This window comes from Agromyces sp. Marseille-P2726, assembly GCF_902809835.1.
Classification (GTDB): domain Bacteria; phylum Actinomycetota; class Actinomycetes; order Actinomycetales; family Microbacteriaceae; genus Agromyces.
The window spans coordinates 752,952-779,279 of record NZ_CADDWM010000015.1 but is presented as its reverse complement, the minus strand read 5'-3'; the positions used below and the strand labels follow the sequence as shown (position 1 = coordinate 779,279).

General features: G+C 70.8%; 16 protein-coding genes and 1 tRNA gene. 10 read left to right on the top strand and 7 right to left on the bottom strand.

All coding sequences use genetic code 11. The features are described 5' to 3' along the window. Positions 1 to 50: 50 nt before the first annotated feature. On the bottom strand, positions 51 to 1,634 hold the full coding sequence (locus tag HUS56_RS16275; protein ID WP_371808320.1) for an aminopeptidase P family protein: 1,584 nt from the start codon (positions 1,632 to 1,634) through the stop codon (positions 51 to 53). Between the two features lie 4 nt (positions 1,635 to 1,638). Continuing rightward, positions 1,639 to 2,658: an endonuclease/exonuclease/phosphatase family protein gene (locus tag HUS56_RS16270; protein WP_173924429.1), complete on the bottom strand. Its 1,020-nt coding sequence runs from the start codon at positions 2,656 to 2,658 to the stop codon at positions 1,639 to 1,641. Between the two features lie 97 nt (positions 2,659 to 2,755). On the opposite strand from HUS56_RS16270, the gene HUS56_RS16265 reads away from it, so the two are divergent. Continuing rightward, positions 2,756 to 3,622: a PHP domain-containing protein gene (locus HUS56_RS16265; RefSeq protein WP_173924428.1), complete on the top strand. Its 867-nt coding sequence runs from the start codon at positions 2,756 to 2,758 to the stop codon at positions 3,620 to 3,622. Between the two features lie 57 nt (positions 3,623 to 3,679). Here the strand turns inward: HUS56_RS16265 and HUS56_RS16260 are convergent, their stop codons facing one another. Continuing rightward, entirely contained in the window at positions 3,680 to 5,161 is a 1,482-nt protein-coding gene (locus HUS56_RS16260) for a DEAD/DEAH box helicase (RefSeq protein WP_173924427.1), read from the bottom strand. 135 nt (positions 5,162 to 5,296) lie between these two features. Between HUS56_RS16260 and HUS56_RS16255 the strand changes: the two genes are divergently transcribed. After that, positions 5,297 to 6,013 carry a ferritin-like fold-containing protein gene (locus HUS56_RS16255; RefSeq protein ID WP_254431496.1) on the top strand — a complete coding sequence of 239 codons (717 nt, stop codon included), beginning with the start codon at positions 5,297 to 5,299 and terminating at the stop codon, positions 6,011 to 6,013. Positions 6,014 to 6,018: 5 nt separating this feature from the next. Here HUS56_RS16255 and HUS56_RS16250 read toward each other — a convergent pair whose 3' ends face one another. Together HUS56_RS16250 and HUS56_RS16245 are read right to left on the bottom strand one after the other, a co-directional pair. Next, positions 6,019 to 6,330, bottom strand: a complete 312-nt coding sequence (locus HUS56_RS16250; RefSeq protein ID WP_217424041.1) for a hypothetical protein — start codon at positions 6,328 to 6,330, stop codon at positions 6,019 to 6,021. A 2-nt stretch (positions 6,331 to 6,332) separates the two neighbouring features. Beyond that, positions 6,333 to 6,557: a DUF3107 domain-containing protein gene (locus HUS56_RS16245; protein WP_173924424.1), complete on the bottom strand. Its 225-nt coding sequence runs from the start codon at positions 6,555 to 6,557 to the stop codon at positions 6,333 to 6,335. Positions 6,558 to 6,649: 92 nt separating this feature from the next. On the opposite strand from HUS56_RS16245, the gene HUS56_RS16240 reads away from it, so the two are divergent. Both HUS56_RS16240 and HUS56_RS16235 read left to right on the top strand, forming a co-directional pair. Continuing rightward, positions 6,650 to 9,736 carry a UrvD/REP family ATP-dependent DNA helicase gene (locus HUS56_RS16240; protein WP_173924423.1) on the top strand — a complete coding sequence of 1,029 codons (3,087 nt, stop codon included), beginning with the start codon at positions 6,650 to 6,652 and terminating at the stop codon, positions 9,734 to 9,736. After that, entirely contained in the window at positions 9,733 to 13,041 is a 3,309-nt protein-coding gene (locus HUS56_RS16235; protein WP_173924422.1) for an ATP-dependent DNA helicase, read from the top strand. Before HUS56_RS16240 ends, HUS56_RS16235 begins: the two co-directional genes overlap by 4 nt. Here HUS56_RS16235 and HUS56_RS16230 read toward each other — a convergent pair. Further along, positions 12,945 to 14,201 carry a phosphotransferase gene (locus HUS56_RS16230; protein ID WP_173924421.1) on the bottom strand — a complete coding sequence of 419 codons (1,257 nt, stop codon included), beginning with the start codon at positions 14,199 to 14,201 and terminating at the stop codon, positions 12,945 to 12,947. The two genes, HUS56_RS16235 and HUS56_RS16230, sit on opposite strands and share 97 nt — an antisense overlap. Positions 14,202 to 14,367: 166 nt before the next feature. Here HUS56_RS16230 and nudC point away from each other — a divergent pair, with 166 nt between their 5' ends. Further along, positions 14,368 to 15,336 (top strand): NAD(+) diphosphatase, encoded by a 969-nt coding sequence (nudC, locus tag HUS56_RS16225; RefSeq protein WP_173924420.1) that lies wholly within the window; start codon positions 14,368 to 14,370, stop codon positions 15,334 to 15,336. After that, positions 15,321 to 17,144 carry an ATP-dependent helicase gene (locus HUS56_RS16220; RefSeq protein ID WP_254431495.1) on the top strand — a complete coding sequence of 608 codons (1,824 nt, stop codon included), beginning with the start codon at positions 15,321 to 15,323 and terminating at the stop codon, positions 17,142 to 17,144. Before nudC ends, HUS56_RS16220 begins: the two co-directional genes overlap by 16 nt. 802 nt (positions 17,145 to 17,946) lie before the next feature. Here HUS56_RS16220 and HUS56_RS16215 read toward each other — a convergent pair. After that, positions 17,947 to 19,269 carry a zinc-dependent metalloprotease gene (locus tag HUS56_RS16215; RefSeq protein WP_173924643.1) on the bottom strand — a complete coding sequence of 441 codons (1,323 nt, stop codon included), beginning with the start codon at positions 19,267 to 19,269 and terminating at the stop codon, positions 17,947 to 17,949. Between the two features lie 217 nt (positions 19,270 to 19,486). Between HUS56_RS16215 and HUS56_RS16210 the strand changes: the two genes are divergently transcribed. The 4 genes from HUS56_RS16210 (at position 19,487) to HUS56_RS16195 (ending at position 26,323) form a co-directional block, all read left to right on the top strand. After that, positions 19,487 to 20,590: a PDZ domain-containing protein gene (locus HUS56_RS16210; protein ID WP_173924419.1), complete on the top strand. Its 1,104-nt coding sequence runs from the start codon at positions 19,487 to 19,489 to the stop codon at positions 20,588 to 20,590. 98 nt (positions 20,591 to 20,688) lie between these two features. Further along, complete coding sequence (locus HUS56_RS16205) at positions 20,689 to 23,580, top strand: UPF0182 family protein (protein WP_173924642.1); 2,892 nt, start codon at positions 20,689 to 20,691, stop codon at positions 23,578 to 23,580. 189 nt (positions 23,581 to 23,769) lie between these two features. Then, positions 23,770 to 23,846: transfer RNA gene (locus tag HUS56_RS16200), tRNA-Met, on the top strand. Positions 23,847 to 24,340: 494 nt separating this feature from the next. After that, positions 24,341 to 26,323 carry a beta-glucosidase gene (locus HUS56_RS16195; protein ID WP_217424040.1) on the top strand — a complete coding sequence of 661 codons (1,983 nt, stop codon included), beginning with the start codon at positions 24,341 to 24,343 and terminating at the stop codon, positions 26,321 to 26,323. Positions 26,324 to 26,328 lie beyond the last annotated feature (5 nt).

The window sequence follows — 26,328 nt, the reverse complement described above, 5'->3', positions numbered from 1 at the left end:
GTGCAGCCAATGTAGACGCCCGGAGAAGCCGACCGCCAGCCCCAGTCAGCTCATCGTGCGGCGTCGCCTCGCACCCAGGCCTCGACCTCGTCGGCCGTGCGAGGGATGCCCGCCGACAGGTTCTCGGCGCCGTCGGGCGTGACCAGGATGTCGTCTTCGATCCGCACGCCGATGCCGCGGAACTCGACGGGGACGGTGAGGTCGTCGGGCTGGAAGTACAGTCCGGGCTCGATCGTGAACACCATGCCGGGCTGGAGCTCGCCGTCGAGGTACATCTCGCGACGGGCCTGGGCGCAGTCGTGCACGTCGAGACCCAGGTGGTGACTCGTGCCGTGCACCATGTACCGCCGGTGGAACTGGTTCTCGGGCCGGAGCGACTCCTCGGCCGAGACGGGGAGGAAGCCCCACTCGGCCGTCTTCTTCGCGATGACCTCCATGGCGGCGGCGTGCACCTCGCGGAAGATCGCGCCGGGCCGCACGACCGCGAACGCGGCATCCGCGGCCTCGAGCACGGCGTCGTAGACCTGGCGCTGCACCTCGGAGAAGGTGCCGTTGACCGGGAACGTGCGGGTGATGTCTGCGGTGTAGTAGCTGTCGCGTTCGACGCCCGCGTCGAGCAGCACGAGATCGCCCGGCACGACCGGGCCGTCGTTGCGCGTCCAGTGCAGGATCGTCGCGTGGGGGCCGGCCGCGGCGATCGAGCCGTAGCCGACGTCGTTGCCGTCGAGGCGGGCCCGGGTGGCGAAGACGCCCTCGATGACGCGCTCGCCGCGCACCTCGGAGGTGATGCGCGGCAGTTCCTCGATGACCTCGGTGAACCCGCGCTGGGTGGCGTCGATCGCGGCGCGGAGCTCGGCGATCTCGAACTTGTCTTTCACGAGGCGGAGCTCGGAGAGCACGCGGGCGAGCTCGCCGTCGGGCTCGTGCTCGGCGCCCACCTCGATCGAGAAGGGGGCATCCGATGCATTCGTCGACAGGGCCGCCTCGGCGGCGAAGCGGATGCGGGCGTGGTCGACGCGCTCGGTGATCGCGGGGTCGGCCTCGCGCAGCACCAGCGTCGACGTGTCGACCGCGTCGATGACCCGGTCGAACTCCTCGATGCCCCGAGTGTCGATCGCGAGGTCGGCGGCGACGTGCGCGAGCGACGGTCGAGCCCCGATCCAGAACTCGCCGATCGCGGGATTCGCGTAGAACTCCTCGGAGTCTCGGCCTGCCCGCTCCCGGAAGTAGACGGTCGTGTCGTGCCCGTCGTCGCTCGGCTCGAAGACGAGCACCGCACCGGGCTCGGAGTCGGCGCCCCATCCGGTGAGGTGGGCGAACGCCGAGTGCGCACGGAACGGGTACTCCGTGTCGTTCGCCCGCTGCTTCATGTCGCCGGCCGGAATGATCAGGCGGATGCCGGTGAACGCCGCCGAGACCCTGGCGCGTCGTTCGGCGGCGTACGGGGCCTGCTCACGCGCGGCGGGAAGCGACTCATCGCGCTCGGCCCAGTTGCTGCCGATGAACCGCTTGAAGCCCTCGGATCCGGGGGTCGTCGAGCGATTGGCGTTCCGGGCCGGCTCCTCGGTGCTCCTCGTGGCCTGTGCCGCCGTCTCGGTCGTGGAGGTGTCGCTCGTGTTCGCCATGCCTGACATTCTCTCAAACCGCCGGCGAGAGCGTCGCCACGATCGGGCGGTGGTCGCTGCCCGCGTCGTCGTAGCCGTCGAGCACGCGGAACGCGTCGACCCGCCATCCGGGGGTCGCGAGCACGTGGTCGATCGGGCTGCCGAGGACCTGCGGAACCGCAGTGGGCCAGGTGCCGAGCGCACCGGCGTTCGCCTGCACCGCGGCATCCCGGCAACGGCCGAGGTCGCCGCCGTCGGTGCCGCGCCCGGCGAAGTGGTCGACCGTCGCATTGAAGTCACCGGCCATGATCACGTCGTCGCCGCCGCATTGCTCGGCCAGCCAGTCGAGATCGCTCCGCCAGTTGCGGAACTCCCAGCGGATGGGTGCGACCGCGTGCACCGCGACGATGCGCGGTCCGTCGCCGTCGACGGGTTCGGCCACGACGGACGGGAGCGTGTTGGTGTTCCCGGGCGGTCCGGGCACGAGCTCGGACGCGACGGCGTAGTCGCCGAGGTCTGGCGAGATGAGCAGGGTCGTCGAACGCGCCTTCGCGATGTCGTCGAACGCGACCGTGTGCACCCACATCGGTCGCCCGCCCTCGCGCATCTCGACGGCCACCGCTTCACCGAGCGGCACCGTGGTCTCGGGGAGCACCACCACGTCAGCGTCCTGATCGAGGGCGAGGCCCGCGATCGTGGATGCGTCGGGAACCTCGCCGAGGGTGTTCCAGGACAGGACGGTGACGGATGCCTCGTGGCTCGCGGCATCCGACCCGCCGGCGCCGCGGGCCCAGAGGATCGCCGCGTTGGCCGCGGCGAAGAGGAGCAGCACGATCGTCATCGCGATGCCGAGCGATCGCGTGGCCCGGGGAATGGCGGCGAGCGCGATGGCGGCCGCGGCGATGAGTGCGCACAACGCGGCGGTACCTCGTAGGGCGACGACGTGCGCGGCCACCCACTGGTTCTGCAACCCGAAGGCCTGCGGCCACACGAGGATGGCGGCGACGGCGGTGCAGCCGAGCACGAGGGCCCAGCCCAGGAAGCGGGGGAGCATCCCATCCAGCGTACGGGCAGCGTCCGCGGTCGACCCTCGACTCGCCCGCGGATCAGCCGGGAGTCGGCAGGGCCGGGGCCGCGGCTAGCATGATGGGATGCCACGAGCCGAAGTCGCTGGTGCCGCCGATCTGCATGCGCACACGACCGTCTCCGACGGCACGGATTCGCCGTCGCGGCTCGTGGCGCAGGCCGCAGCCGTCGGGCTCTGGGGTGTCGCGCTGACCGATCACGATGCGACGAGCGGGTGGGCCGAGGCCGCCGCGGCCGTGCCCGAGGCGGGCGTTGCGCTCATTCCCGGCATGGAGCTGTCGACCCGCGAGGGCTTCATGAGCGTGCACGTGCTCGGCTACCTCATCGACCCGCTCGACGAGCCGCTCCTCGCCGAGACGTCGCGCATCCGGGAGTCGCGGCTCACTCGCGCCGAGGCGATCGTGCGGCGCATCGGGAAGGACTACGACCTCAGTTGGGACGACGTGCTCGCCCAGACCACCGAGGGCGCCACGATCGGGCGACCGCACATCGCCGATGCCCTGGTCGCGCGCGGACACGTGGCGACGCGATCGGCGGCGGTCGAGGGGATCCTGCACCCGCGCGCGGGCTACGCGCAGCCGCACTACGCGCCCGATCCGCTCACCGGGGTGCGGCTCATCCGCGCCGCCGGCGGGGTTCCCGTGCTCGCGCACCCCGGCACGCGAGGCGCCGAGCAGGTGATCCCGCCGCGACGGCTGGCCCAGCTCGTGGAGGCGGGGCTGTTCGGCCTCGAGATCGATCATCCCGAGAACCGTCGCGACGCGAAGGCGAGGCTGCGCACGCTCGCCGACGATTTCGGGCTCGCCGTGACGGGATCGAGCGACTACCACGGCACCGGCAAGCCGAACCGGCTCGGTCAGTGCCGCACCGCGCCCGAGGTGGTCGAGCGCATCATCGAGGAGGGCCGAGGCTCCTCACCCGTGCTGCCCTGAACACCGGGACGCTCCCGTTCAGGTGGGCGGGGGACCTGCAAGCCCCCCTGTCACCGTTCAGGCCTGCGGTGCTGCGCCGCCCGTGCGAGGACGCCGACGCCGACGCCGGCGCTGCGGGGCCGGCCTCCCGTCGTGGTGCTCGCGGCCACCGCCGTCGTGCGTGCCGGTTCCGGGCTCCTTGGCGGCGGCGACCGCCGCGTCGGACTTGGGGGCCGGCTCGGCGGCCTCGCCCGTCGGCTGACCGCCGCGCGTGCGACGGCGCGACCGCGACCGGGGCGCCCGCTCGGCGTCGCCCTCGGCACGGCCCTCGCTGCGACCTGCGGTGCTCGAGCGGGCGGGCGCGGCCGTGGCGGCGGGCTTCAGTCGCCCCTTCGTGCCCTCGGGGATGTCGAGGTCGGTGTAGAGGTGGGGGCTCGACGAGTACGTCTCGGTCGGCTCGGGCTGGCCGAACTCGAGTGCGCGATTGATGAGCGCCCACTTGTGGAGGTCGTCCCAGTCGACGAACGTCACGGCGATCCCGGTCTTGCCGGCACGGCCGGTGCGTCCGGCGCGATGCAGGTAGGTCTTCTCGTCGTCGGGGATGGTGTGGTTGATGACGTGGGTCACGTCGTCGACGTCGATGCCTCGGGCTGCGACATCCGTGGCGATCAGCACGTCCTTCTTGCCGGCCTTGAACGCGGCCATGGCACGCTCGCGCTGGTCCTGGTTGAGGTCGCCGTGCACGGCGGCGGCGTTGAAGCCGCGATCGTTCAGCTCCTCGACGAGCTTGGCGGCGGCGCGCTTCGTGCGCGTGAAGATGACGGTCCTGCCCCGTCCCTCGGCCTGCAGGATCCGAGCGATCACCTCGTCTTTGTCGAGCGAGTGCGCCCGGTACACGAGGTGCTTGATGTTCGCCTGCGTGAGGCCCTCGTCGGGATCGTTCGCCCGGATGTGGATGGGTCGCGACATGAACCGGCGCGCCAGGGCGACGATCGGTCCGGGCATGGTCGCCGAGAACAGCATGGTGTGGCGCGTCGCGGGAACCTTCGAGAAGATCTTCTCGATGTCGGCGAGGAACCCGAGGTCGAGCATCTTGTCGGCCTCGTCGAGCACGACCTCGTGCGCGTCGGCGAGATCGAGGATGCGCTGGTTGGCGAGGTCGATGAGCCGACCGGGGGTTCCGACCACGATCTGCGCACCGGCCTTCAGCTGCGCGATCTGGCCCTCGTAGGCCTTGCCGCCGTAGATCGACACCACGGTGGTGGGGCGGTTCGAAGCGGCGAGCTCGAGATCCTCGGTCACCTGCACGCAGAGCTCGCGCGTGGGCACCACGATGAGCGCCTTCACCCCGGGCGCGGGGGCGTCGCCCAGGCGCTGGATGAGCGGCAGGCCGAAGCCGAAGGTCTTGCCCGTGCCGGTCTTGGCCTGGCCGATGATGTCCTGGCCGGAGAGGGCGAGGGGGATGGTCTGTTCCTGGATGGGGAAGGCATCGACGATGCCCTTCCCGGCGAGGGCATCGACGATGTCGGATGCGACGCCGAGCTCACTGAAAGAAGTCAAGAGGGATCTGCCTGTCGAAGGTTGATGATGAGGTGCGCCCCGTCTCAACTCCAGGCGCACGGCCGCGGGTCCAACGCCCACATGCCCCTCCAGCCTAACCGAGACTGCCTGAGAGCCTCCGTTAGGCTGAGTGCCGTGGTGTTCTGGACGAATCGGCGTGGGCCGCGAGCCGACGCGCCGCGCTTCCGACCGCGCGTCCCGCCCACCGACTTCGCCAAGGTCGACTTCGCCGAGCTCGTGCCCGAACCGGTGCCGTTCCTCGGGCAGGCCGCCTACATCCAGCTCGAGTTCTTCGAGAGCCTCGCCAGGGCGGTCGCGTCGGCGCCGACGCTGCCGTCGAAGGAGGGGCTGAGTGCCGCCGCGGGCGTCGCGCTGCGCAAGCACCATGCCCTCATCGCCGAGCTGCGCCGGCTCGACGTCGAACCGAACGACGTCATGGCGCCGTTCGCCCCCGCCACCGACCGCTTCCGCCAGGTGAGCGCCGGAGGTGACTGGTACGAGCTCCTGCTCGGGATCCATGTCACCGCGGGCATGCTCGACTCCTACTTCTCTCGCCTCGCGGAAGGGCTGCCTGCCGAGCTCGGGGCGCGCGTTCGGGCGATCCTCGACGAGGAGGGAGCGGCGGTGGTGCTCGAGTCCGAGCTGCGATCGGCCCTCGACGCCGATCCCGAGCTGGCCGATCGGCTGGCGCTGTGGGGGAGGAGCCTCGTCGGCGACACGTTGCTCATCGCGCGCTCGGCGCTCCGTGCGTCGGAGTCGCCGGTGCGCGACGGCGAGCAGGTCGAACCCGTCTTCACCGACCTCATCGCCGACCACACGCGTCGCATGGACGCGCTCGGCCTGACCGCCTGACGCTCCTAAGCGCCGCGGCCGCCGGCCCCCGGACGTGCCAGACGCTCGAACAGCGCTGCGTCGCCGCGTTCACGGCGGGGCCCGATGAGCAGGGCGGATGCCGCAGACGCGAGACCCGCGGCCACCAGGGAAACGACCCAGATCCAGCCGCCGTCCCACGGCCAGCCGAGCCACGTCAGGGCGACCCACACGATCGCAGCGACGGCCGCGCCGACGGCGGGAACGAGGACGGTGCCGTAGGTGTGCCGGCGGGGCAGCGAGTACCTTGCCACGAGGCCGAGGATCGCGCCGCCGAGCACGACGAACATGAGCTCCATCGTCAGGCGACGAATCCGACGCGGCGGGACTCCTCCGAGCCGATCTCGACGTAGGCGAGCGCGGCGGCCGGAACGACGTACATCGTGCCCTTCTCGTCGGTGAGCTCGAGCAGCGCGGACTGGCCCGCGAGCGCCGTCGCCACGGCCTTCTGCACCTCCGCCGCCGTCTGCGAGGTCTCGAACGAGAGTTCACGGGGGGAGTTCTGGATGCCGATACGAACGTCCACAGTGCGCCTTTCTGCTCTTGCTGAAACCCTACGACACGGGCCACGCCGAGCCCGACGCGTTCACTGTCGGCGGAACCCGTTACCGTTCAGGCATGCCCGCCATCAGGACCGCCCCGGACCCCGTCGCGGTCCTGCCCGACTCCGCGCACGCGGCCGTGTTCGGTGCGCCGGGCAGCGGCAAGACGCGACTCGCGATCGAGCTGGTCGCAGAGCGCGTCGAGGCCCGCGGCTACACCACCGACGAGGTGCTCGTGCTCTGCGCGACTCGGGCCACTGCCACCGCCCTCCGCGACGAACTCGCCGTGCGTCTGGGCGTCACCACCCGCGGTCCGCTCGCCCGCACGGCGAACTCGGTGGCCTTCCAGCTGGTGCGCGCCTACACCGGTGCACCCGTCACGCTGCTCACCGGGGCGGAGCACGACCAGATCGTCGCCGAGCTGATCGAGGGCGGCATCCGAGACGGGTTCGGGCCCGCGTGGCCCGAACCGCTGACCGCCGAGGTGCGCGGGCTCCGCGGATTCCGCTCCGAGCTGCGAGACCTGATGATGCGAGCGGTCGAGCACGGGGTCGACGCACCGGCGCTGGCTCGGCTCGCCGAAGGCGCGGCACGGCCCGAGTGGGGCGCGGCGGCCGAGTTCCTGGCCGAGTACGCCGAGGTGAAGGAACAGCTGCGTCCGACGCAGTTCGACTCGGCGGAGCTCGGCGCGTTCGCCGCCGCGATCGTGCGACGGAGCGGAACCGATCCCGCGGCCGCCGCCGCGCTCGGCACGCTGGGGCAGCTCCGGCTCATCGTCGTCGACGACGCGCACGAGGCGACCGAGGCGACGGCGGCGCTGCTCGGCGCGTTCGCCGCACGAGGGGCCGCGGTGGTCGCGCTCGGCGACCCCGATGTGGCGAGCAACGGATTCCGCGGGGGCCGGCCCGAGTTGCTGGGCGCGCTCGAGAGCGTGCTCGGTGCGCCGGTGCACCGCCTCGACCTGCCCCACGTGCACCGCGGTACTCCCGCGATCCGCGACGTGGTGCGTTCGGTGACGGCCCACATCGGCACCGCCCTCCGCGGCACCCACCGACGCGCGCCGCTCGCCGGCGGCGGTCATGAGACGAGCGCGGTGCTCGGCATCGAGGCAGCCTCGCACGCCGCCGAGTGCCAGGCTGTCGCGGCGGTCCTCCGTGAGCGACACCTGCTCGACGGCGTGCCGTGGTCGTCGATGGCGGTCGTGCTCCGTTCCGGCGCCGACGTTCCCGCGTTCGAACGGGGGCTGGCGCTCGCCGACGTCCCGACCGCGGGCGACGCCGTTCGAGCGCCGCTGCGCGATGCCCCAGCCGCAGCGGCGCTGCTGGCCGCCGCCGCGACCGCGCTCGATCGCGAACCGCTCTCGGCCGACCGCGCCGTCGAAATGCTGACCGGTCCGATCGGCGGGTTCGACGGGGTGGCACTTCGACGCCTTCGGTTGGCGCTTCGGCACCAGGAGCTGGCTGCCGGCGGCATCCGCACGGCCGATGAATTGCTGGTCGAGGCGTTGTCTGCTCCTGGCGGCTTCGAGACGATCGACGCGGCGGTGGGCCGCCGCGCCGCACGTCTGGCGAAACTGCTGGCCGAGGCGCGCCGCGTTGCCACCGACGGCACCGTCGAGGAGGTGCTGTGGGCGATCTGGGAGGGCAGTGGACTGGCGGCGGAATGGGGCACGAACGCGCGCGGAACCGGCGTGCTCGCCGAAGAGGCGAACCGGTCTCTCGATGCCGTCGTGGCGCTGTTCGCGGCGGCCACCAGGTTCGTGGAGCGTGAGCCCGAAGCGCCAGCGGCCCGGTTCATCGACGAGATGCTCTCGAGCGAGCTCCCCGAGGACTCGCTCGCCCCGCGGCGCAGCGCCGAGTCGGTGTTGGTCACGACCCCGCCGACCCTGATCGGTCGCGAGTTCGACATCGTGGTCGTCGCGGGCCTGCAAAATGGAGTCTGGCCCAACCTTCGACCCCGGGGGACGCTGCTGCATCCGGCGCTCCTTCCGAGGGTGGTGGCGGCCGCTCGGGCCGGTGCGCCGCTCCCCGGGCCCGAGTCGGTCGCCGAGGCTCGCATGTCCGTTCGCAGCGACGAACTCCGGCTGTTCGCCCTCGCCGTGTCCCGAGCCCGACGGCAGCTGGTGCTGAGCTGCACCGCGAACGACGATGAGCAGCCGTCCGCGCTGATGGGCTACGCCGCTGAACGTGTCCGACCGCGGCGCCGGCCCCTGCACCTGCGCGGGCTCGTCGGCGCCCTCCGTCGCGAGCTGGTGTCCGGTGGCGACGCCGAAGCGGCCTCGGCCCTCGCACTCCTCGCCGAAGAGGGCGTACCCGGAGCTCACCCCGACGACTGGTACGGGCTCCTCGACCCATCGACGACCGCTCCGCTCGTCGACCTCGACGGCGACCCCGACGCGGTCGTCGCCGTGTCACCGTCGCAGATCGACCGCGTCGAGGAATCTCCGCTCGGATGGTTCATCGACCAGGTCGCCTCCCCGCCGTCGGGGATCGCCGCATCGATCGGCACGCTCGTGCACGCGGTCGTCGAGGAGGCCGGCACTCGCGCCGATGGCGACACGAGCATCGAAACGCTGTGGGCGGCGGTCGAGGAGCGTTGGAAGGAGCTCCGCTTCGAGGCTGGGTGGGTCGCCGAGCGCGAACGACGCGGTGCCCGCAGAATGGCCGAGGGGGCAGCGGGCTATCTCGCGAACTTCCATGATGACGCCAAGATGCTGCTCGGCGCTGAGGGCCGATTCACGCTCGTCGTCGACCGGGTGCGGCTCTCCGGAACGATCGACCGTGTCGAGGCGTCGCCCGACGGCACGACGGTGATCGTCGACGTGAAGACGGGCCGCACGCCACCCACCGCCGAGCAGACCTCGACGCATCCTCAGCTGGCGGCCTATCAGCTCGCCGCACGATCCGGCCAGGTGCCGAGCGCCGGGCGCCTCGGAGGCGCGAAGCTGGTCTATCTCGCGAAGCCGTCGCGGGGCCTGCCGTACACCGAGCGGGTGCAGCAGCCGTTCGACGACGAGGCCGAGGCGGGGTTCCGCGATCGGCTCGCGGCGGTGGCGCGCACCATGGCGGCTGCGGAGTTCGAGGGTCCGGGCGAACTCGGCTTCCGCTCCCGGTTCGGCACGTGGCTGTACCGGGTGCACCTCGTGCCGGCGGTGAGCGCGTGAGCACCCCGCCGCCCCGGCTCCGCGCCGTCGATCTCGCAGCTCGCCTGGGCCTGCATGCGCCGACCGACGAGCAGCGTGCCGTGATCGAGGCCGACCCGTTCGGGGCGAGCATCGTCGTCGCGGGTGCCGGCAGCGGCAAGACCGAGACCATGGCGAACCGCGTGGTCTGGCTGCTCGCCAACGGGTACGTCGCGGTGCCCGAGGTGCTCGGGCTGACCTTCACCCGGAAGGCCGCCGGCGAGTTGGCCGACCGTGTGCGCGAGCGCATCGCGCAACTCGTCGCCCAAGGCGTGGCCACGGTCGAACTCGATGCCCTCGAGTCCGCGCAGGTGGGCACGTACAACGCGTTCGCCAGTGGCATCTACCGCGAACACGCGATGCTCATCGGGCGCGAGCCCGCCGCCTCCGTGCTCGGCGAGGCACCCGCCTGGCTGCTGGCGCGCTCGGGGGCGAGCGCTTCCGCCGATTCCCGCCTCGTCGAGCTCGACGCATCACTCGATCGCGTCACCGGAGCGGTGCTCACGCTCAGCCGGGCGCTCGCCGAGAACGTCGTCGACAGTCGCGACGTGCGGGCGTTCGCCCGCGACTTCCTCGCGATGGAAGGGCTGCCCATCGACGCACCCCGCAAGCGCACCGACTTCGCGACCTTCACCGATGCGCTCGGGGTGGTGGGTGCGCTCCCGCCCCTCCTCGACCTGGCCGATGCCTATGCGCAGGCGAAGCGCGAACGCGGCTACGTCGAATTCTCCGACCAGGTGGCGTTGGCCCTCGCCATCTGCGAGCGGCATCCCGACGTCGTCGCGGCGTTCCGCGAGCGCTCCCGAACCGTGCTCCTCGACGAGTACCAAGACACCAGCGTCGTGCAGACCCGCCTGCTCGCCACGTTGTTCCGCGGTCACCCGGTCATGGCCGTCGGTGACCCCGACCAGTCGATCTACGGCTGGCGCGGAGCGAGTTCGGCGAACCTGGCGCGGTTCGCGACCGATTTCTCGCCAGACGGGGTCGCGGGGGTCTTCGACCTCTCCACGAGCTGGCGCAACCCCCGGGTCGTGCTCGACGCCGCGAACGCCCTGATCCGCCCACTCGACCACGGCATCGCCAAGGCGCCGTTGTCGCCCGCGTCCTTCGCCTCCCGGGGCCGCCTCGAGGCCACCTGGGCCGAGACGATCGAGCAGGAGGCCGACCTCGTCGCCCGGTGGTTCGCGCAGCGGCTCCGCTCGGGCGACGGCGACGGCGTCGGGGGCGCTGAACGCAGTGGGGCGCTGCTCTGCCGCACGCTCGCGAACGTCGGTGTCTTCACGTCGGCGCTTCGCGCCCATGGCGTGCCCGTCCACGTCCTCGGCCTCGCCGGCCTCCTCGACCAGCCCGTCATCGCCGATCTCGTGTGCGCGCTGCGGGTCCTGCACGATCCCACCGCCGGATCAGAACTCGTGCGGGTTCTCGGCGGTGCGCGCTGGCGCATCGGGCCCGCCGACCTGGCGGCCCTGCACGGGCTCGCTCGATGGCTCGCCGACCGCGATGTGGCGAACCGCAAGCTCGACGATGGCGTGCGGCAGGGCCTCCGTTCGTCCATCGCGCCCCAGGAGTCGCCCTCGATCGTCGATGCCCTCGACTTCGTCCTCACTGCACCCGACGACCACGCCGCGCTCCGCGGCTTCAGCACGACCGGCCTGGGTCGCATGCGTCGGGCCGGCGCCCAACTGCAGTCGCTGCGCAGGCGCGCCGGACTCGGCCTCGTCGACTTCGTGCACCTGGTCGAGCAGGAGCTCCTGCTCGACATCGAGGTCGCCGCGAACGACGACCAGCCGCTGGGCGCGCCGAGCCTCGAGGCGTTCGACGAGCTTCTCGCGGGCTTCGCGGCGATGGCCGAACGCCCCACCCTCGGCGCATTCCTCGGCTGGCTCACCGAGGCCGAACAGCGAGATCGGCTCGCGCCCCGACAGGACGAGCCCGAGCCGGGTGCGGTGCAGGTGCTGTCGATCCACGGGTCGAAAGGCCTCGAGTGGGACGTCGTCGCCATTCCCCGCATGGTCGACGAGGAACTTCCCTCGAAGCCACGATCAACCAAGGGGTGGCTCACCTTCGGCGAGTTGCCGAACGAGTTCAAGGGCGACGCCGACGAACTCCCCGAGCTGCAGTGGCGGGGTGCGCAGAGCCAGGCGGAGTTCGACGCGGCCGCGATGGCCTTCGCCGCCGAGAACCGTCAACGGCATGCCGAGGAGGAGCGACGGCTCGCGTACGTCGCGTTCACCCGCACGCGGTCCGACCTCCTGCTGACCGGCTCGTGGTGGTCGACGCAGAAGGCGCCGCGCAAGCCCAGCCCGTTCCTCCGAGAACTCGTGCAGGCAGGCATCCTCGACGCAGCCTGCCTCCCTGCCGCCTCCGAACACGATGCCAATCCTCGGGCTGGCGCCACCTCGCGGGAGCGATGGCCGCTCGATCCCCTCGGGGCGCGCCGCAGTGCCGTCCACACCGCTGCCGACGCCGTGCGCGCCGCCGCCGAGCGTCCCACCGGAACCGGCATCGGGCCGCGATTGTCCAGCGAACTGCGCATGCTGATCGAGGAACGGCGACGTCGGCTCGAGGGCCCGGTGACCCCTCCCGTTCCCACGCGGGTTCCCGCATCGCGGTTCAAGGACTACGTCGACGACCCCGCCGCCGTGGCGGCGCAATCACGTCGGCCGATGCCGCAACGCCCGCATCGCGCGACCCGCATCGGCACGCTCTTCCACTCCTGGGTCGAGCACCGCTCCTCGGGCGAGGGTGACGCATCGGCGATCGACGACGGTCTTCCGGGTCTGGGGGCGCAGGTCGTCGACGGTCGCGACGAGCTGCTGAACGATGCCGCACCCGAACGGCTGCGTGCGCTGCAGGCGACCTTCGAGGCGTCCGAATGGGGTGATCGCCGGCCGATCGCGGTTGAGTTGGAGCTCCACCTGCCGATCGACGCCCAGGTCTTCGTCTGCAAGATCGATGCCGTGTACGAGGTGCCCGAATCCAGCGAGCTGGCCGCTCGCGGCATCCGATACCAGGTCGTCGACTGGAAGACGGGGCGAGCGCCCGGCGACGCCCGCGACCTCGAACTCAAGCAGACCCAGCTGGCGCTCTACCGGCTCGCGTACGCGGCCTGGGCGGGCGTGGATCCCGAGGCCGTCGACGCGGCGTTCTACTTCGTCGAGGACGACCGAGTGATCCGACCCGATCGGCTCTACGACGAGGCGGCGTTGCGGCGTTCGTGGGCGGCGGTGGCCGGCGGCCGCGACCCGTCGGCGGCCGTCGACTCGGTGTCGGCCGCGTCGCGCTGAGCAGGCACCGGCGGTGGCGTCGCATCACCCCAATCGCTGAGATCGAGGGGGATCGGTGCCGTCGCGTCGAACGCCGCCGCCGGTCGTTCACCGGCCTCGCGGCGTTCGAGCTCCGAGAAGTCGTAGCTGTCGGTGAGCAGGGTTGCCCCGGCCTCTCGCGGTGCGCGATCGCGAGGGGTGTCGTCGAGCAGGCGCTCGACGTCGCCCACGGTGAGCACCGGTCCGGTCTCGGGTGAGAGCGAGTCGGTGGACTCGTCGTGCACGCTTGCGACGAGCCCGTCGAGCAGCTGCACGGCGTCGTCGATGATCGCTGCGTCGTGCTGCTCGATGCCGTGCAGCAGCCACCTCGCGAGCTCGAGCTCGCCGTAGAGCAGCGCCCGTTGGGGCAGGTGCCCGTCGGCCGTGCCGTTTCGCCCCGAGAGATACGCGTCGAGCGCCGACTCGGCGGCAGCTCCCCGCGAGGTGAGCAGCCAGTGCAGGTCACGCGCAGGGTCGCCCATCGAGAGGCCCGACCAGCCGATGATGGCCGTCACCTCGTCGCCCTCGACGAGGATCGAGTCGGCGGTGAGGGAGCCGTTGATCACGGTCGGCCGGAATCGCCAGAGCGCCTCGTCGTCGGTGGCCTGTTCCCAACGGCGGAGGATGGCGGTCGGCAACCGGCCGGTGTCGACGGCGCGTCCGATCAGGTCGACCACGGCGTCGCGTGACTCGTCGGCGGTCTGGCGGGGCAGCCCGGCCTCGCCCACGAACCCGCTCGGCAACGAGTGCACCGCGGCGATCGCCGCGCCGACACGATGTGCAAGGGCGGCGTGCTCGGTGAGTTCGTCGGCGGTCCTGACGGCGCCGGGCAGCAGCTCGGTGACGATCGCCCGCGTGCCGTCGATCGGCGCCTGCCCGACGAACGCGGGAACCCGGAAGGGGAGGCGGGCACGGATGCCGGGCGTCATCGCGCGGATGGCGACGAGGTCGGCGGACTGCTCGGTCTCGGCGACCTGCGATCGCGGTGTGCGGATGACGAGGCGTCGACCATCCGCCGATTCGAGCGCCACGGCGTCGTACCCCCCGTTGCTCCGGCGGGTGTGCGCCCGGGCGGCGCAGACCTCGAGGCCGGGCACGGCCGCCGTGGCCAACGCGGCTAGAGTGAGAGGGGGTCTGGCCATGGCACACAGCTTAAGCAGGCTTCAAGGCCTGCCGAGCGACCGCCACGCCTTCCGGCCGACTCCGATCGGTGATCGAGCAGGCGGGTGACCGAGAGCGCTGGCGCCCGAGCGAGCCGGTGACCGAGAATGCAGGCTCGAGTACACCCGAGCGCAAGAGAGGGGGCCAGTGCGCGAACCGACCGCTCCTCCGCTGGCACGAGGCGCGATCGATCGCGACGGCGACGCCCGCTCCGACGACGACTTCGCTGCCCACTTCGACGCTGATCCCGCCGCGCGCATCCTCGCCCTGCACCGTGGCCGCGCCCTCCTCGCCCAACAGGTCGACGGCTCGCCGCCCGCCCTCCGCTTCCTCCGCCCCGCGGAGTCGCCTGAGCCGCAGCTGCGCTGCTCCCGGGGGCGTCTCGGCGTCAGCACCGAGGGCGGTCAGGCGGCAGGAACGCCGATCGAGGCCAGGGTGTACGACGCGGATGCGGCGGAACTGATCGAACCCGAACGGGCCCGCTGGATCGCGCTCCGCCCCGCCGTGCCCGTGCTCGGCGATCCCGACGCGGCCTTGTTCACCCAGGCCCTCGCCATCGCGAACTGGCACGAGTCGAGCCCGTTCTGCCCGCGCTGCGGATCGAGCACGTCGGTGGTGCAGGCCGGATGGGCGCGCCAGTGCGACCGGGAGGACACCCTGCTGTTCCCGCGAACCGACCCCGCGGTCATCGTGCTCATCACCGACGACGATGATCGGGTCCTGCTCGGCTCGAACGCCCTCTGGGAGCAGAACCGGTTCTCGCTGCTCGCCGGGTTCGTCGAGCCCGGCGAGTCCCTCGAGGCGGCGGTGGTGCGGGAGATCGGCGAGGAGACGAAGCTTCCCGTCGACCGCGTGGAGTACGCCGCGTCGCAGCCGTGGCCCTTCCCGGCGAGCCTGATGCTCGGGTTCACGGCGCGCGTGGCATCGGGCACGCCGCCCGCGGCCGCGGCACCCGACGGCGTCGAGATCCTCCAGTTGCGCTGGTTCACGAGGGAGGCCCTCACCGAGGCCCTCGCCGAGATCGCACTACCCGGCGAGACTTCCATCGCCCGCTGGATGCTCGAGCGGTGGTACGGCGGTCCGATCGATGATCCGGTTCCGTGGACGACGACGTGAGCGCGGCATCCGACCCGCTTCTCGACCCGCTCGACGATGAGCAGCGCATCGTCGCCGAAGCGCTCCTGGGTCCGGTCTGCGTCCTCGCCGGCGCCGGGACGGGCAAGACCCGGGCCATCACCCATCGCATCGCGTACGGTGTCGCCTCCGGGGCATACGACCCTGCGCGGATCATGGCGCTCACCTTCACGACCCGAGCGGCCGCCGAACTCCGCGCCCGTCTCGCGCAGCTGGGTGCCCGAGGAGTCCACGCGCGCACGTTCCACGCGGCAGCCCTCGCCCAGCTCAACCATTTCTGGCCGCTCGTGGTCGGCGGCTCGGCGCCGCGCGTGCTCGAGTTCAAGGGTCGACTGCTCGGCGAGGCATCCGAGCGCCTGCGGCTCCGCACCGACGTTCCGACGCTCCGCGATGTCGCCGCCGAGATCGAGTGGCGCAAGGTGAGCATTCTCGGCATGGACGAGTACGAACGGCGCCTTGCCAGTCGCGGCGCACCGGGCAACCTGACGGTCGACCAGGTGCTCGCCCTCATCGCCGCGTACGAGCAGCTGAAGGACGAGCGCCGCATGCTCGACTTCGAGGACGTGCTGCTCGTCACCGCCGGGATGATCGAGACCGAGCCGTCCGTCGCGCTGCACGTGCGCGAGACCTACCGGTACTTCGTCGTCGACGAGTACCAGGACGTCTCGCCGGCGCAGCAGCAGTTGCTCGACCTCTGGCTCGGGGGCAGACGCGAGGTGTGCGTCGTCGGGGACGCCAGCCAGACGATCTACACGTTCGCCGGAGCGACGCCCGACTACCTGCTCGGCTTCGAGCGCCGATACGAGGGCGCGACGGTGGTGCGGCTCGAGCGCAACTACCGCTCCACGGCCGCGATCGTCGGTGTCGCCAACCGCCTCATGCGCGGACGGGCCGGCGCGCTGCAGTTGCAGGCCGCCGGGGCCGGGTCGGCCGGTGAGGGCCAGGCCCCGGTCGCTCCGACCGGTGTCGATCCGAAGCGAGCGGATGCCGCATCGGCGACACCCGACGACCAGCCGACGATCGTGGAGTACTCCGACGAGCTCGCCGAGGCACGAGGCGTCGCCGAACGCATCCGCGAGCGCACGGAATCCGGCGTGCCGCCCGAGTCCATCGCCGTGCTCATGCGCGTGAACTCGCAGTCGGCGATACTCGAGCAGGCGCTCGACGAGGTCGGCGTGAGCTCGCGAGTGCGTGGCGCCATCCGGTTCTTCGACCGGCCCGAGGTGCGGGAAGCGGTGCATGCGCTTCGGGCGGCGGCGCTCACGATCTCAGGCGAGCCGCTGTTCAAGTCGGTGAGCGACGTGCTGCGCTCGCTCGGCTGGACTGTGCAGGCCCCCGACGGACCCGGTGCCGTGCGGGCCAGGTGGGAGTCGCTCAACGCGATCGCCCGACTCGTCGACGACGCGCCCGCCGACACGACGTTCCGGGCCTTCGCCGACGATCTTCGGGCCCGCGCAGAGGCGCAGCACGAGCCGACCGTGTCGGCAGTCACGCTCGCCACGCTGCACTCGGCGAAGGGGCTCGAGTGGGACGAGGTGTTCATCATCGGCCTCACCGAGGGGATGCTGCCGATCGCCTATGCGAAGGGATTCGAGGCGATCGACGAGGAACGGCGCCTGCTCTACGTCGGCATCACGCGGGCGCGACGCCGATTGACGCTGAGCTGGTCGCGCTCGGGCGGCGGTCATCGAGGCGAACGGGAGCCCTCGCGATTCCTCCAGGAGCTCGGCACCCGCACTCGGGATGCGAGTCGTGCCGTCGGCGCCGGGGGCGTGCACCGCCGGGCCTGAGGGTGACGGATGCGGCCGCGAAGCCGGTCGCGCCGTGCGCGATACGGTCGTCGACGATGGCCGCCGCGAGGGCGCCGGCGTCGAGTGCGGCACGCAACGTGTACGTCGCAGCAGGGCGCCTCGTCAACTGGGCCGCGATGGCCGGCCACGCGGCGTCGACGTCGCGTCGAGCGAGGTCGAGGCAGCGCAGGCACGGCCCGTCGCCCGGCTCGACGAGCGGCCCGACGCGCACTCCCGTGTCGTCGAAGACCACCGCGAGATGCGGCACGTCGCGCCGAAGCCACGGCAGGTGGCTCGCCGGCGGCACGGCCCACGTCGCCGCCAGCACGGCGAGCACGGCCTGCTCGCCCAATTCGTCGTCGGGAGCGACCACGGCGTGCCCGAGTGTCTCGAGCGTCGCCCGCAGATGGTGGGCGAACGGGTCGCTCGCATCGACGGCCACCACCGGCATCCGATCACCGGCGGGGCGGGCATCGGCGCCCGGCGTCGTAGCCTCGGCAATGAACGCCGGCTCGAGCGTGCCGAGGAAGCGCCGGACGCCGTCGGCCGTCTCACCGAGCGCCGTGCCGATCGTGATGAGCGTCGCGACGCTCGCTCCGTGCCGCAACGCCGACAGCAGGCCGGTCTCGACCCGACCCGCGTTCGGGATGACGACCCGCGGCACCGCCGCGCCGAGCTGGAGGTCGGTCGGCGAACGCCACACCAGGGGCAGGGCGGGGTCGATGCGCGGGACCATGGCCCAGAGCATGCCCGAGCGACGCCGAAGGGTGTGGAATCCCTCCACAGGCCCGGCAGACCGGGGTCAGGCTCCCGAGGGCTCCTCTCCGTCTTCGCTCGGGGCGGCCGGCGTCTCGCCGCGCAGCAACTCCTCGAGGGCCTGGTCGAACTCGTCGTCGGCCTCGGATCTCGCCGTCTCGGTGCCGGTGAGTCGGGCGATCAGGGAACTCGGGTCGTCGAGATCGGCTGCCGTCGGCAGGATGTCGGGATGCGCCCACAGGGCGTCGCGTGCCTCGACACCGACGGCCTCGGTGATCGCCCGCCACATCGCCGCCGCATCGCGGAGGCGACGCGGACGCAGCTCGAGACCGACGAGCGTCGCCAGCGCCGACTCGGCGGGGCCGCCCGACGCCCTGCGCCGCCGGATCGACTCGGCGATCGCGTCGGACCTGGGCAGGCGGGTCGTCGCATCGGCGGTGACGGCATCGACCCACCCCTCGACGAGGGCGAGCGTGGTCTCGAGGCGCCCGAGCGCGGCATCCTGCGACTCGCTCTTGGGGCGGATGAGGGCACCGTTCACCACCGCCTCGCGCAACTCGTCGGTGTTCGTCGGGTCGAACGTCTCGGCCAGCTGCTCGAGTCGATCGGTGTCGATGTCGATGCCGCGGGCGAACGCGGTGATCGCCGAGATGAGGTGCAGGCGCAGCCAGCGGGCGTGCCGGAACAGGCGCGCGTGCGCGATCTCGCGAACCGACAGGTACAGCTCCACCTGGTCGGAGGGGATGTCGAGGCCCTCGCCGAAGGCGGCGACGTTCTGGGGAAGCAGCGCCGCGCGACCGTCTTTGTGGAGCGGAATTCCGATGTCACCGCCCGACACCACCTCGGTGGCGAGCTGCCCGACCACCTGGCCGAGCTGCATGGCGAAGAGGGCGCCGCCGATGCCGCGCACCATCTGGCTCGCGCCCTGGATCATCGAGCGGAGCTCTTCGGGTGCCTGCTCGCTCATCACACGGGTGAGCGAGTCGGAGATGCTGAGAGCCACCGGCTCGGCGAGCTGCGTCCACACCGGCATGGTGGCCGCGACCCACGCCCGCCGGGTGAGGAGCTCGGGGGTGTCGGGCAGTGCCGAGAAGTCGACGGCCTCGTCGAGCCAGAGCGAGGCGACCTGCATCGCCTGGTCGAGCCTCGCGCGTGCCTCGGCGGTGACTTGCTGCTGACCGGATGCCGCCCGCTCCTCGCCCTGGCGCAGGGCGAGGCTCCAGTCGATGCCGTCGCCGCCCCGGCTCATCGCCTGCTGGAGCTGGGAGAAGATCGCGGCCAGGCTGGCCGGGTCGTTCGGCAATCCGGCGGCTCCGGCGAGCTTCGACGGATCGATTCCCCCGGCTCCCGAGAGGAGTTCGCGGAGCATGTCGCGGAACTCGTCTTCAGGGTTCCGGTCGTCGGGCTCGTCGTCGTGATCGGCCACGTGGGCCACCTCCAGTCGCGTCGATTCAACCGTAGCGCCGCACCCCCGGCGGCAGTCTGGGAAATGGCCTAGGCTGGGCCTTCCGGGTGTCCGCCCGTCGCGAACAACGCCGGCTCGGCGCTCGCACGGCGACTCCGGTCACCCGGAAGGAATCCCTCGGATGGCACTCTTCGTCGACGACTCGTCGCCGAGCCCGTCTCGTCGATCGCGCCGCGAGCGCATCGGCTGGGGCGCGCTGACGATCGCCGTGGTCATCGGCGTGATCTTCATGCTGCTGCCGTCGCCGTACGTGATCGAGGAACCCGGACCCGTGTACGACACGCTGGGCGTCGCCGGACAGGACGGCGAGGAGATCCCGCTCATCGAGATCCCCGACGAGCAGACCTTCCCCACCGAGGGTGAGCTCAACCTGCTGACTGTCTCGGTTCGCGGCCGACCCGGCGCCACGCCCGGGTGGCTCGATGTGATCGGCGCCTGGTTCGACCGCACCCGCTCGGTCGTGCCGGTCGAGGCCGTGTTCCCCCCGGGGATCAGCGACGCCGACCGCGACGCCCAGAACGAGGCCGCCATGGTCGACTCCCAGCAGGACGCCACGGCAGCGGCGCTCGTGGAGCTCGGCTACGAGTTCCCCCGCGAGGTCACGGTCGCCGGCGTCCTCGACGATTCACCGGCCGCCGGATCGCTGATCGAGGGCGACATCATCACCGGCGTGAACGGCACCGACGTGAACTCGGTCGATGAGCTGCGAGCCGAGGTGCGCGAGAACGGCACCGAGACGCCGGCCGAGCTCACCGTGGTCCGCGACGGCACCGAGCGGGTCGTCGAGGTCACGCCCGTCGAGACCGACGGCAACGTCGTGCTCGGCGTCGGCGTGCGGATGGCCTACGAGTTCCCGATCGACGTGGAGCTGCAGCTCGACAACGTCGGCGGACCCAGTGCCGGCATGATGTTCGCGCTCGGCATCGTCGACAAGCTGACGCCCGGGCCGATGACGGGCGGCGAGATCATCGCGGGCACCGGCACCATCGACTCCGCAGGCCAGGTCGGCGCGATCGGAGGCATCCGGCAGAAGCTCTGGGGAGCGGAGGATGTCGGCGCCGAGTGGTTCCTGGCGCCCGCGTCGAACTGCGACGAGGTGACCGGTCATGTCCCCGACGGCATGCGCGTCTTCGCGGTCGAGACGCTCGACCAGGCTCGCGAGATCGTCGAGGCGGTCGGCGAGGGTGTCGACACCGAGCGATTCGCCGGCTGCCCGACATCCTGAACAGGTGGTTCCAAGCATCGCGACTCTAGGATGGAGTTTCGATCACACAGCGACCGAACAAGAGGCCGAGAGTGTCAGCACAGACCCAAGAACCGCGGATGCGGCGCCGCCGCGCGCCGATCGCCATCACGATCGGGGTGGTGGCCCTGCTGGTCATCGCGTTCTTCGTCTTCGTCGGACTCTACGCCGACGTGTTGTGGTTCAGCCAGCTCGGGTTCCTCAATGTGCTCACGACCGAGTGGATCGCGCGCCTCGTGCTGTTCTTCATCGGCTTCATCGCGATGGCCGTGCCCGTGTGGGCCTCGATCCAGATCGCGTACCGCACGCGACCCGTCTACGCGAAGCTGAACTCGCAGCTCGATCGCTACCAGGAGGTCTTCGAACCGCTCCGACGGCTGGCGATGTACGGCATCCCGGCGGTGCTCGGCATCTTCGCGGGTGTCTCCGTCTCGACCAGGTGGGAGCTCACCCTCACCTGGCTGAACCGCACGCCCTTCGGCACCACCGATCCCCAGTTCGGGTTCGACATCGGCTTCTTCGTGTTCGAGCTGCCCTTCTACCGGTCGATCGTCGGCTTCGCCTCGGCGGTCGTGCTGCTCTCGCTCCTCCTCGTGATCGCGACGAACTACCTCTACGGCTCCATCCGGGTGAGCGGTCGCGAAGTCGTCATCTCGAAGTCGGCGCGCGTGCAGATCGCGGTCACGGCCGGCATCTACCTGCTCCTGCAGGCCGTGAGCATCTGGTTCGACCAGTACGCCACGGTGACCGAGACGGGTTCGATCATCACCGGTGCGGCATACACCGATGTCAACGCGATCATCCCGGGCCGCGGCATCCTCGCTGCGATCGCCGCCGTGGTCGCCATCCTCTTCTTCGTCACCGCCATCATCGGGCGCTGGCGCCTGCCGCTCGTCGGCACCGCGCTCCTCATCGTGTCGAGCCTGCTCATCGGCTCGCTCTACCCCTGGGTGATCCAGCGCTTCCAGGTCGACCCCGACGCCCGGTCGCTCGAGGCGCCCTACATCGAGCGGGCCATCGATCTCACCCGTGACGCCTACGGCGTCGCCGACATCGAGACGATCCCGTTCTCGGCGGTCACCGATGCAGAGCCGGGCGCACTCCGGGCGGATGCCGCGACGACGGCCAACATCCGTCTGATGGACCCGCTCGTCATCAGCCCCGCCTACCAGCAGCTCCAGCAGTTCCGCCAGTACTACCAGTTCCCCGACCAGCTCGACGTCGACCGGTACGACATCGACGGGACGACGCAGGACACCATCGTCGCCGTGCGCGACCTCGCACTGTCGGGCCTGGGCGATGCCGAAACCTGGTTCAACTCGCACATCGTCTACACCCACGGGTACGGACTCGTGGCGGCGGCCGGCAACCAGCGGTCGGTCGACGGCCAGCCGGTGTTCCTGCAGTCGGGCATCCCGTCGACCGGTGCGCTCGGAGAGTTCGAGCCGCGCGTGTACTTCGGCGAGAGTTCGCCCGAGTACTCGATCGTCGGCGCACCCGAGGGCTCCGACCCGGTCGAGCTCGACTACCCCGCCGGCGGTGACAGCGAGCGCCAGACGCAGACGACGTTCAAGGGCGACGGCGGTCCGAAGCTCGACAACATCTTCACGAAGCTCGTCTACGCACTGAAGTTCCAGTCAGAGCAGATCTTCCTGTCCGAGGCGGTCAACGACGAGTCGCAGATCCTCTACGACCGCGACCCGATCGAGCGCGTGCGAAAGGTGGCGCCCTACCTGACGCTCGATTCCGACACGTATCCGACCGTCGTCGACGGGCGCATCGTGTGGGTCGTCGACGGCTACACCCTCACCGACCAGTACCCGTACTCGAACAAGGTCAGCATGAGCGAGGCCATCGCCGACAGCGAGGGCCTCCCGCAGGCCCTTCCGTTCGACGAGGTCAACTACATCCGCAACTCGGTGAAGGCGACGGTCGACGCCTACGACGGCTCGGTCACGCTGTACGCGTGGGACGATGAGGACCCCATCCTGCAGACGTGGCAGAAGATCTTCCCCAACTCGCTCAGGCCGATGAGCGACATGTCGGGCGAACTCATGAGCCACGTGCGCTACCCGTCCGACCTGTTCAAGATGCAGCGCGCCGTGCTCGGTCGCTACCACGTCACCGACCCGACCTCGTTCTACTCGCGTGAAGACGCGTGGACAACCCCGAACGACCCGACGGCGGGCGCCAACACGACGCTCCTGCAGCCGCCGTACTACCTCACGATGCAGATGCCCGGGCAGGATGCCCCGTCGTACTCGCTCTACTCGACGTTCATTCCCGAGGCCCGTGGCGACCAGAGCCGCAACGTGCTGCGCGGCTACCTGGCGGTGGATGCCGACGCGGGGTCGACCGATGGCGAGCGGGCGGAGGGCTACGGAACCCTGCGGCTGCTGACCCTGCCCGAAGATGACAACGTGCCGGGGCCCGGCCAGGTGCAGGCGCAGTTCAACGGCGATCCCACGGTCTCCCAGTCGCTCAACCTGCTGAAGCAGGGGCAGTCCGAGGTGATCAACGGCAACCTGCTCACGGTGCCGGTCGGCGGCGGCCTGCTCTACGTGCAGCCCGTGTACGTGAAGTCCACGGGCAACACGAGCTACCCGCTGCTGCAGAAGGTGCTCGTGGCATTCGGCGATCAGATCGCATTCCAGGACACGCTGGATGCCGCGCTCGACGTCCTCTTCGGCGGCGACTCGGGTGCCGCAGCCGGTGACGTCACGGTGGAGCCCAACCCAGAGCCGACCGAACCCCCTGAAGAGGGCGGTGAACCCACCGAGCCGACGACCCCGACGGCGCCGAGCGACGAGGTGCAGGCCCTGCTGAACCAGGCCTCGCAGGCGGTGAAGAACAAGCAGGCCGCACTCGCCGAGGGCGACTGGGCCGCGTACGGCGCGGCCGACGCGCAGCTCGCCGAGATCATCGCCCAGCTCCTCGCGATCACCGAGACCACGCCCGCCAGCGGACAGTGACGTTCGGGTGACCCCCGCCGCGCGGGTCACCGCGGCGTGCTGACCCGCGGCGAGCGGGGTCACCGCGGCGCGCCTGCGCGCCATTTCGCGCTTCTGCGCGCCACTTCGGCGGGCGCAGAGGGCGCCGTAGTGGCGCAGCGCCCTCGATTGGACGGGCCATGTCGCTCCTGTTAGTGTTAACTCTCGTGCCGCGGGGTGGAGCAGTTCGGTAGCTCGCTGGGCTCATAACCCAGAGGTCGTAGGTTCAAATCCTGCCCCCGCAACCAATGGGGCCGGTGTCGGAGACATCCGATACCGGCCTCTTCGCTTTCTCTGATGGTGGCTCTCGGGCCTCGTCGGACGTCAGCTGCGCGAGAATCTGGGCCGTGCATCCGCCCCAGGCGCACCTGCAGCTCCCGACTGAGCGGAGTTCACCGCCGACTCCACCGAATTCGATCCGACGGGTGCTCGTGGCTCGGGCGATTCGTCGGGGCGGCCCTGGCCGGTCTCCTCCCGTTCTCACTCCCCGCCGATCTAGAATGACCGAGAGCGGCCTGCCGCTTCCTGGGCCGCCGACGTCGAGGGGGCAGGGATGATGACGAGGCCGGCCATCAATGAGACGACCACCGCATCGCCGAATGACGCTGACGAGCGAGCACGCGCTGTCGAAGCGCAGTTGACGGATGACGAGCGGTTCTCCCTGGTCCTCAGCATCCTGGGCCACACACCAGGCAGTGCTACCGGAGGACGCGATCCGCGCATTCCCGAAGATCTCACCAACATGAGCGCGGGCTACACGCCCGGTATCCCCCGACTCGGCATCCCGGCGATCCAGAGCAGCGATGCCAGCATGGGCATCACCAATCCGGGCTATCGGCCCGACGACGAGGGCGCCACCGCATTCCCTGCACTGATCGCGATGGGATCGAGCTTCGATCCGCAGCTCGTGCGGCAGGTCGGCGAGGCGATCGGCCGCGAGGCGCGGATGCGAGGGTTCAACGTGCAACTCGCCGGCGGATGCAATCTGGCACGCGACCCACGAAACGGCCGGAACTTCGAGTACTTCTCCGAGGACCCCTTGCTGAGTGCCGTGCTGGCCGCCGCGCAGGTGAACGGGATCCAGAGCCAGGGCGTCGTCTCGACGCTCAAGCACTACACGCTCAACTGCAACGAGACGAACCGTCACTGGTTGGACGCCGTCATCGATCCTGATGCGCATCGCGAGTCGGATCTCCTCACCTTCCAGATCGCGATCGAGCGCTCCCAGCCAGGCTCGATCATGAGCGGTTACAACAAGATCAACGGCGAGTACGCCGGCGGGAACGATCATCTCCTGAACGAGGTCCTCAAGGGGGCCTGGGGCTACAAGGGCTACGTGATGTCCGACTGGGGCGCGACGCCGGAGTGGGACTTCGCACTGAAAGGCCTCGATCAGGAGTCCGGTGCCCAGGCCGATACGCTCCTCTGGGGCAAGGAACCCTTCACCGACGAGCTCAGAACCGCGTACGCCAAGGGTGATCTGCCCAAGGAGCGCCTGGCCGACATGGTTCGGCGCATCCTGCGTGCGCTCTTCGCGGTGGGCGCCGACAGGTGGGGGCCGGCACCTGAGGTCGATATGGCCGAGCACAACAGACTCGCACTCGAGTGCGCCAGACGGGGAATCGTATTGCTCGAGAACGACGACGTCCTCCCGCTCCCCACCGAGCGGCCGCTCAAGATCGCCGTGATCGGCGGATATGCACAGCAAGGAATCATCAGCGGAACCGGCTCGGGGGCGGTCGCCCCCGTTGGCGGCTTCGCCGGTGTGATCAAGATCGGCGGCGCGGGCGTCATGGGCAAGCACCGAAACCTCTTCCTCTTCCCGCCGTCTCCGCTCGACGAGCTGAAGAAGGCGTTCCCGAAGGCGCAGTTCGACTTCGACCCCGGCTACACGCCGGCGGAGGCTGCGTTGACGGCGAAGCGCTGCGACGTGGTGATCGCCTTCGCGATCCGCGTGGAGGGCGAGGGCTTCGACAGCGCCGACCTGTCCCTGCCGTGGGGGCAGGACTCCGTCATCGACGCCGTCGCGGACGCCAACCCGAACACGATCGTCGTTCTGGAGACCGGCAACCCGGTGTCCATGCCCTGGCGGAACAAGGTGAAGGCCATCCTGCAGGCGTGGTATCCGGGGCAGGCCGGAGCGCAGGCGATCGCCGAAGTCCTGAGCGGCAAGGTGAACCCCTCCGGGCGCCTGCCTGTCACGTTCCCCGAGAGCCTCGCGCAGCACCCGCGCCCCGACCTGCCCGGCCTCGGCACCCCGTGGGGCACTCCAGTGACAATCGAGTACAACGAAGGAGCCGAGATCGGCTACCGCTGGTACGCGAAGACCGGGGCCGAACCGATGTACCCGTTCGGTCACGGCCTGAGCTACACGGCGTTCGACTACCGCGACCTCCATGTCGACGGCGGAGACACGATCACCGCGACGTTCACCGTCACGAACGTCGGCGACCGGGCGGGCGCCGACGTGCCCCAGCTGTACCTGACCGACGTCGCCGGCGAGGCGCGGCGGCGGCTGCTCGGGTTCGAACGAGTGGAGCTTCAACCCGGTGAGTCACGCGAACTGTCACTCACCGCCGATCCCCGGCTGCTTGCACGCTTCGACGGCGGTACCGGACGATGGCATATCGTCGCCGGCTCCTCCAAGGTCGCCGTCGGCACGAGCGCGGACGAGCTCGTGCTCGAGGCAGCGGTGCCACTCAGCGGTCGGCACTTCGGACCCTGAGCATC

Coding starts and splice junctions, on each gene's coding strand:
- HUS56_RS16230 (WP_173924421.1), bottom strand. CDS start 14,201: ATGGCCAGACCCCCTCTCACTCTAGCCGCGTTGGCCACGGCGGCCGTG.
- HUS56_RS16275 (WP_371808320.1), bottom strand. CDS start 1,634: ATGTCAGGCATGGCGAACACGAGCGACACCTCCACGACCGAGACGGCG.
- HUS56_RS16215 (WP_173924643.1), bottom strand. CDS start 19,269: ATGCTCCGCGAACTCCTCTCGGGAGCCGGGGGAATCGATCCGTCGAAG.
- HUS56_RS16265 (WP_173924428.1), top strand. CDS start 2,756: ATGCCACGAGCCGAAGTCGCTGGTGCCGCCGATCTGCATGCGCACACG.
- HUS56_RS16250 (WP_217424041.1), bottom strand. CDS start 6,330: ATGGAGCTCATGTTCGTCGTGCTCGGCGGCGCGATCCTCGGCCTCGTG.
- HUS56_RS16270 (WP_173924429.1), bottom strand. CDS start 2,658: ATGCTCCCCCGCTTCCTGGGCTGGGCCCTCGTGCTCGGCTGCACCGCC.
- HUS56_RS16195 (WP_217424040.1), top strand. CDS start 24,341: ATGAGCGCGGGCTACACGCCCGGTATCCCCCGACTCGGCATCCCGGCG.
- HUS56_RS16240 (WP_173924423.1), top strand. CDS start 6,650: ATGCCCGCCATCAGGACCGCCCCGGACCCCGTCGCGGTCCTGCCCGAC.
- HUS56_RS16205 (WP_173924642.1), top strand. CDS start 20,689: ATGCGGCGCCGCCGCGCGCCGATCGCCATCACGATCGGGGTGGTGGCC.
- HUS56_RS16210 (WP_173924419.1), top strand. CDS start 19,487: ATGGCACTCTTCGTCGACGACTCGTCGCCGAGCCCGTCTCGTCGATCG.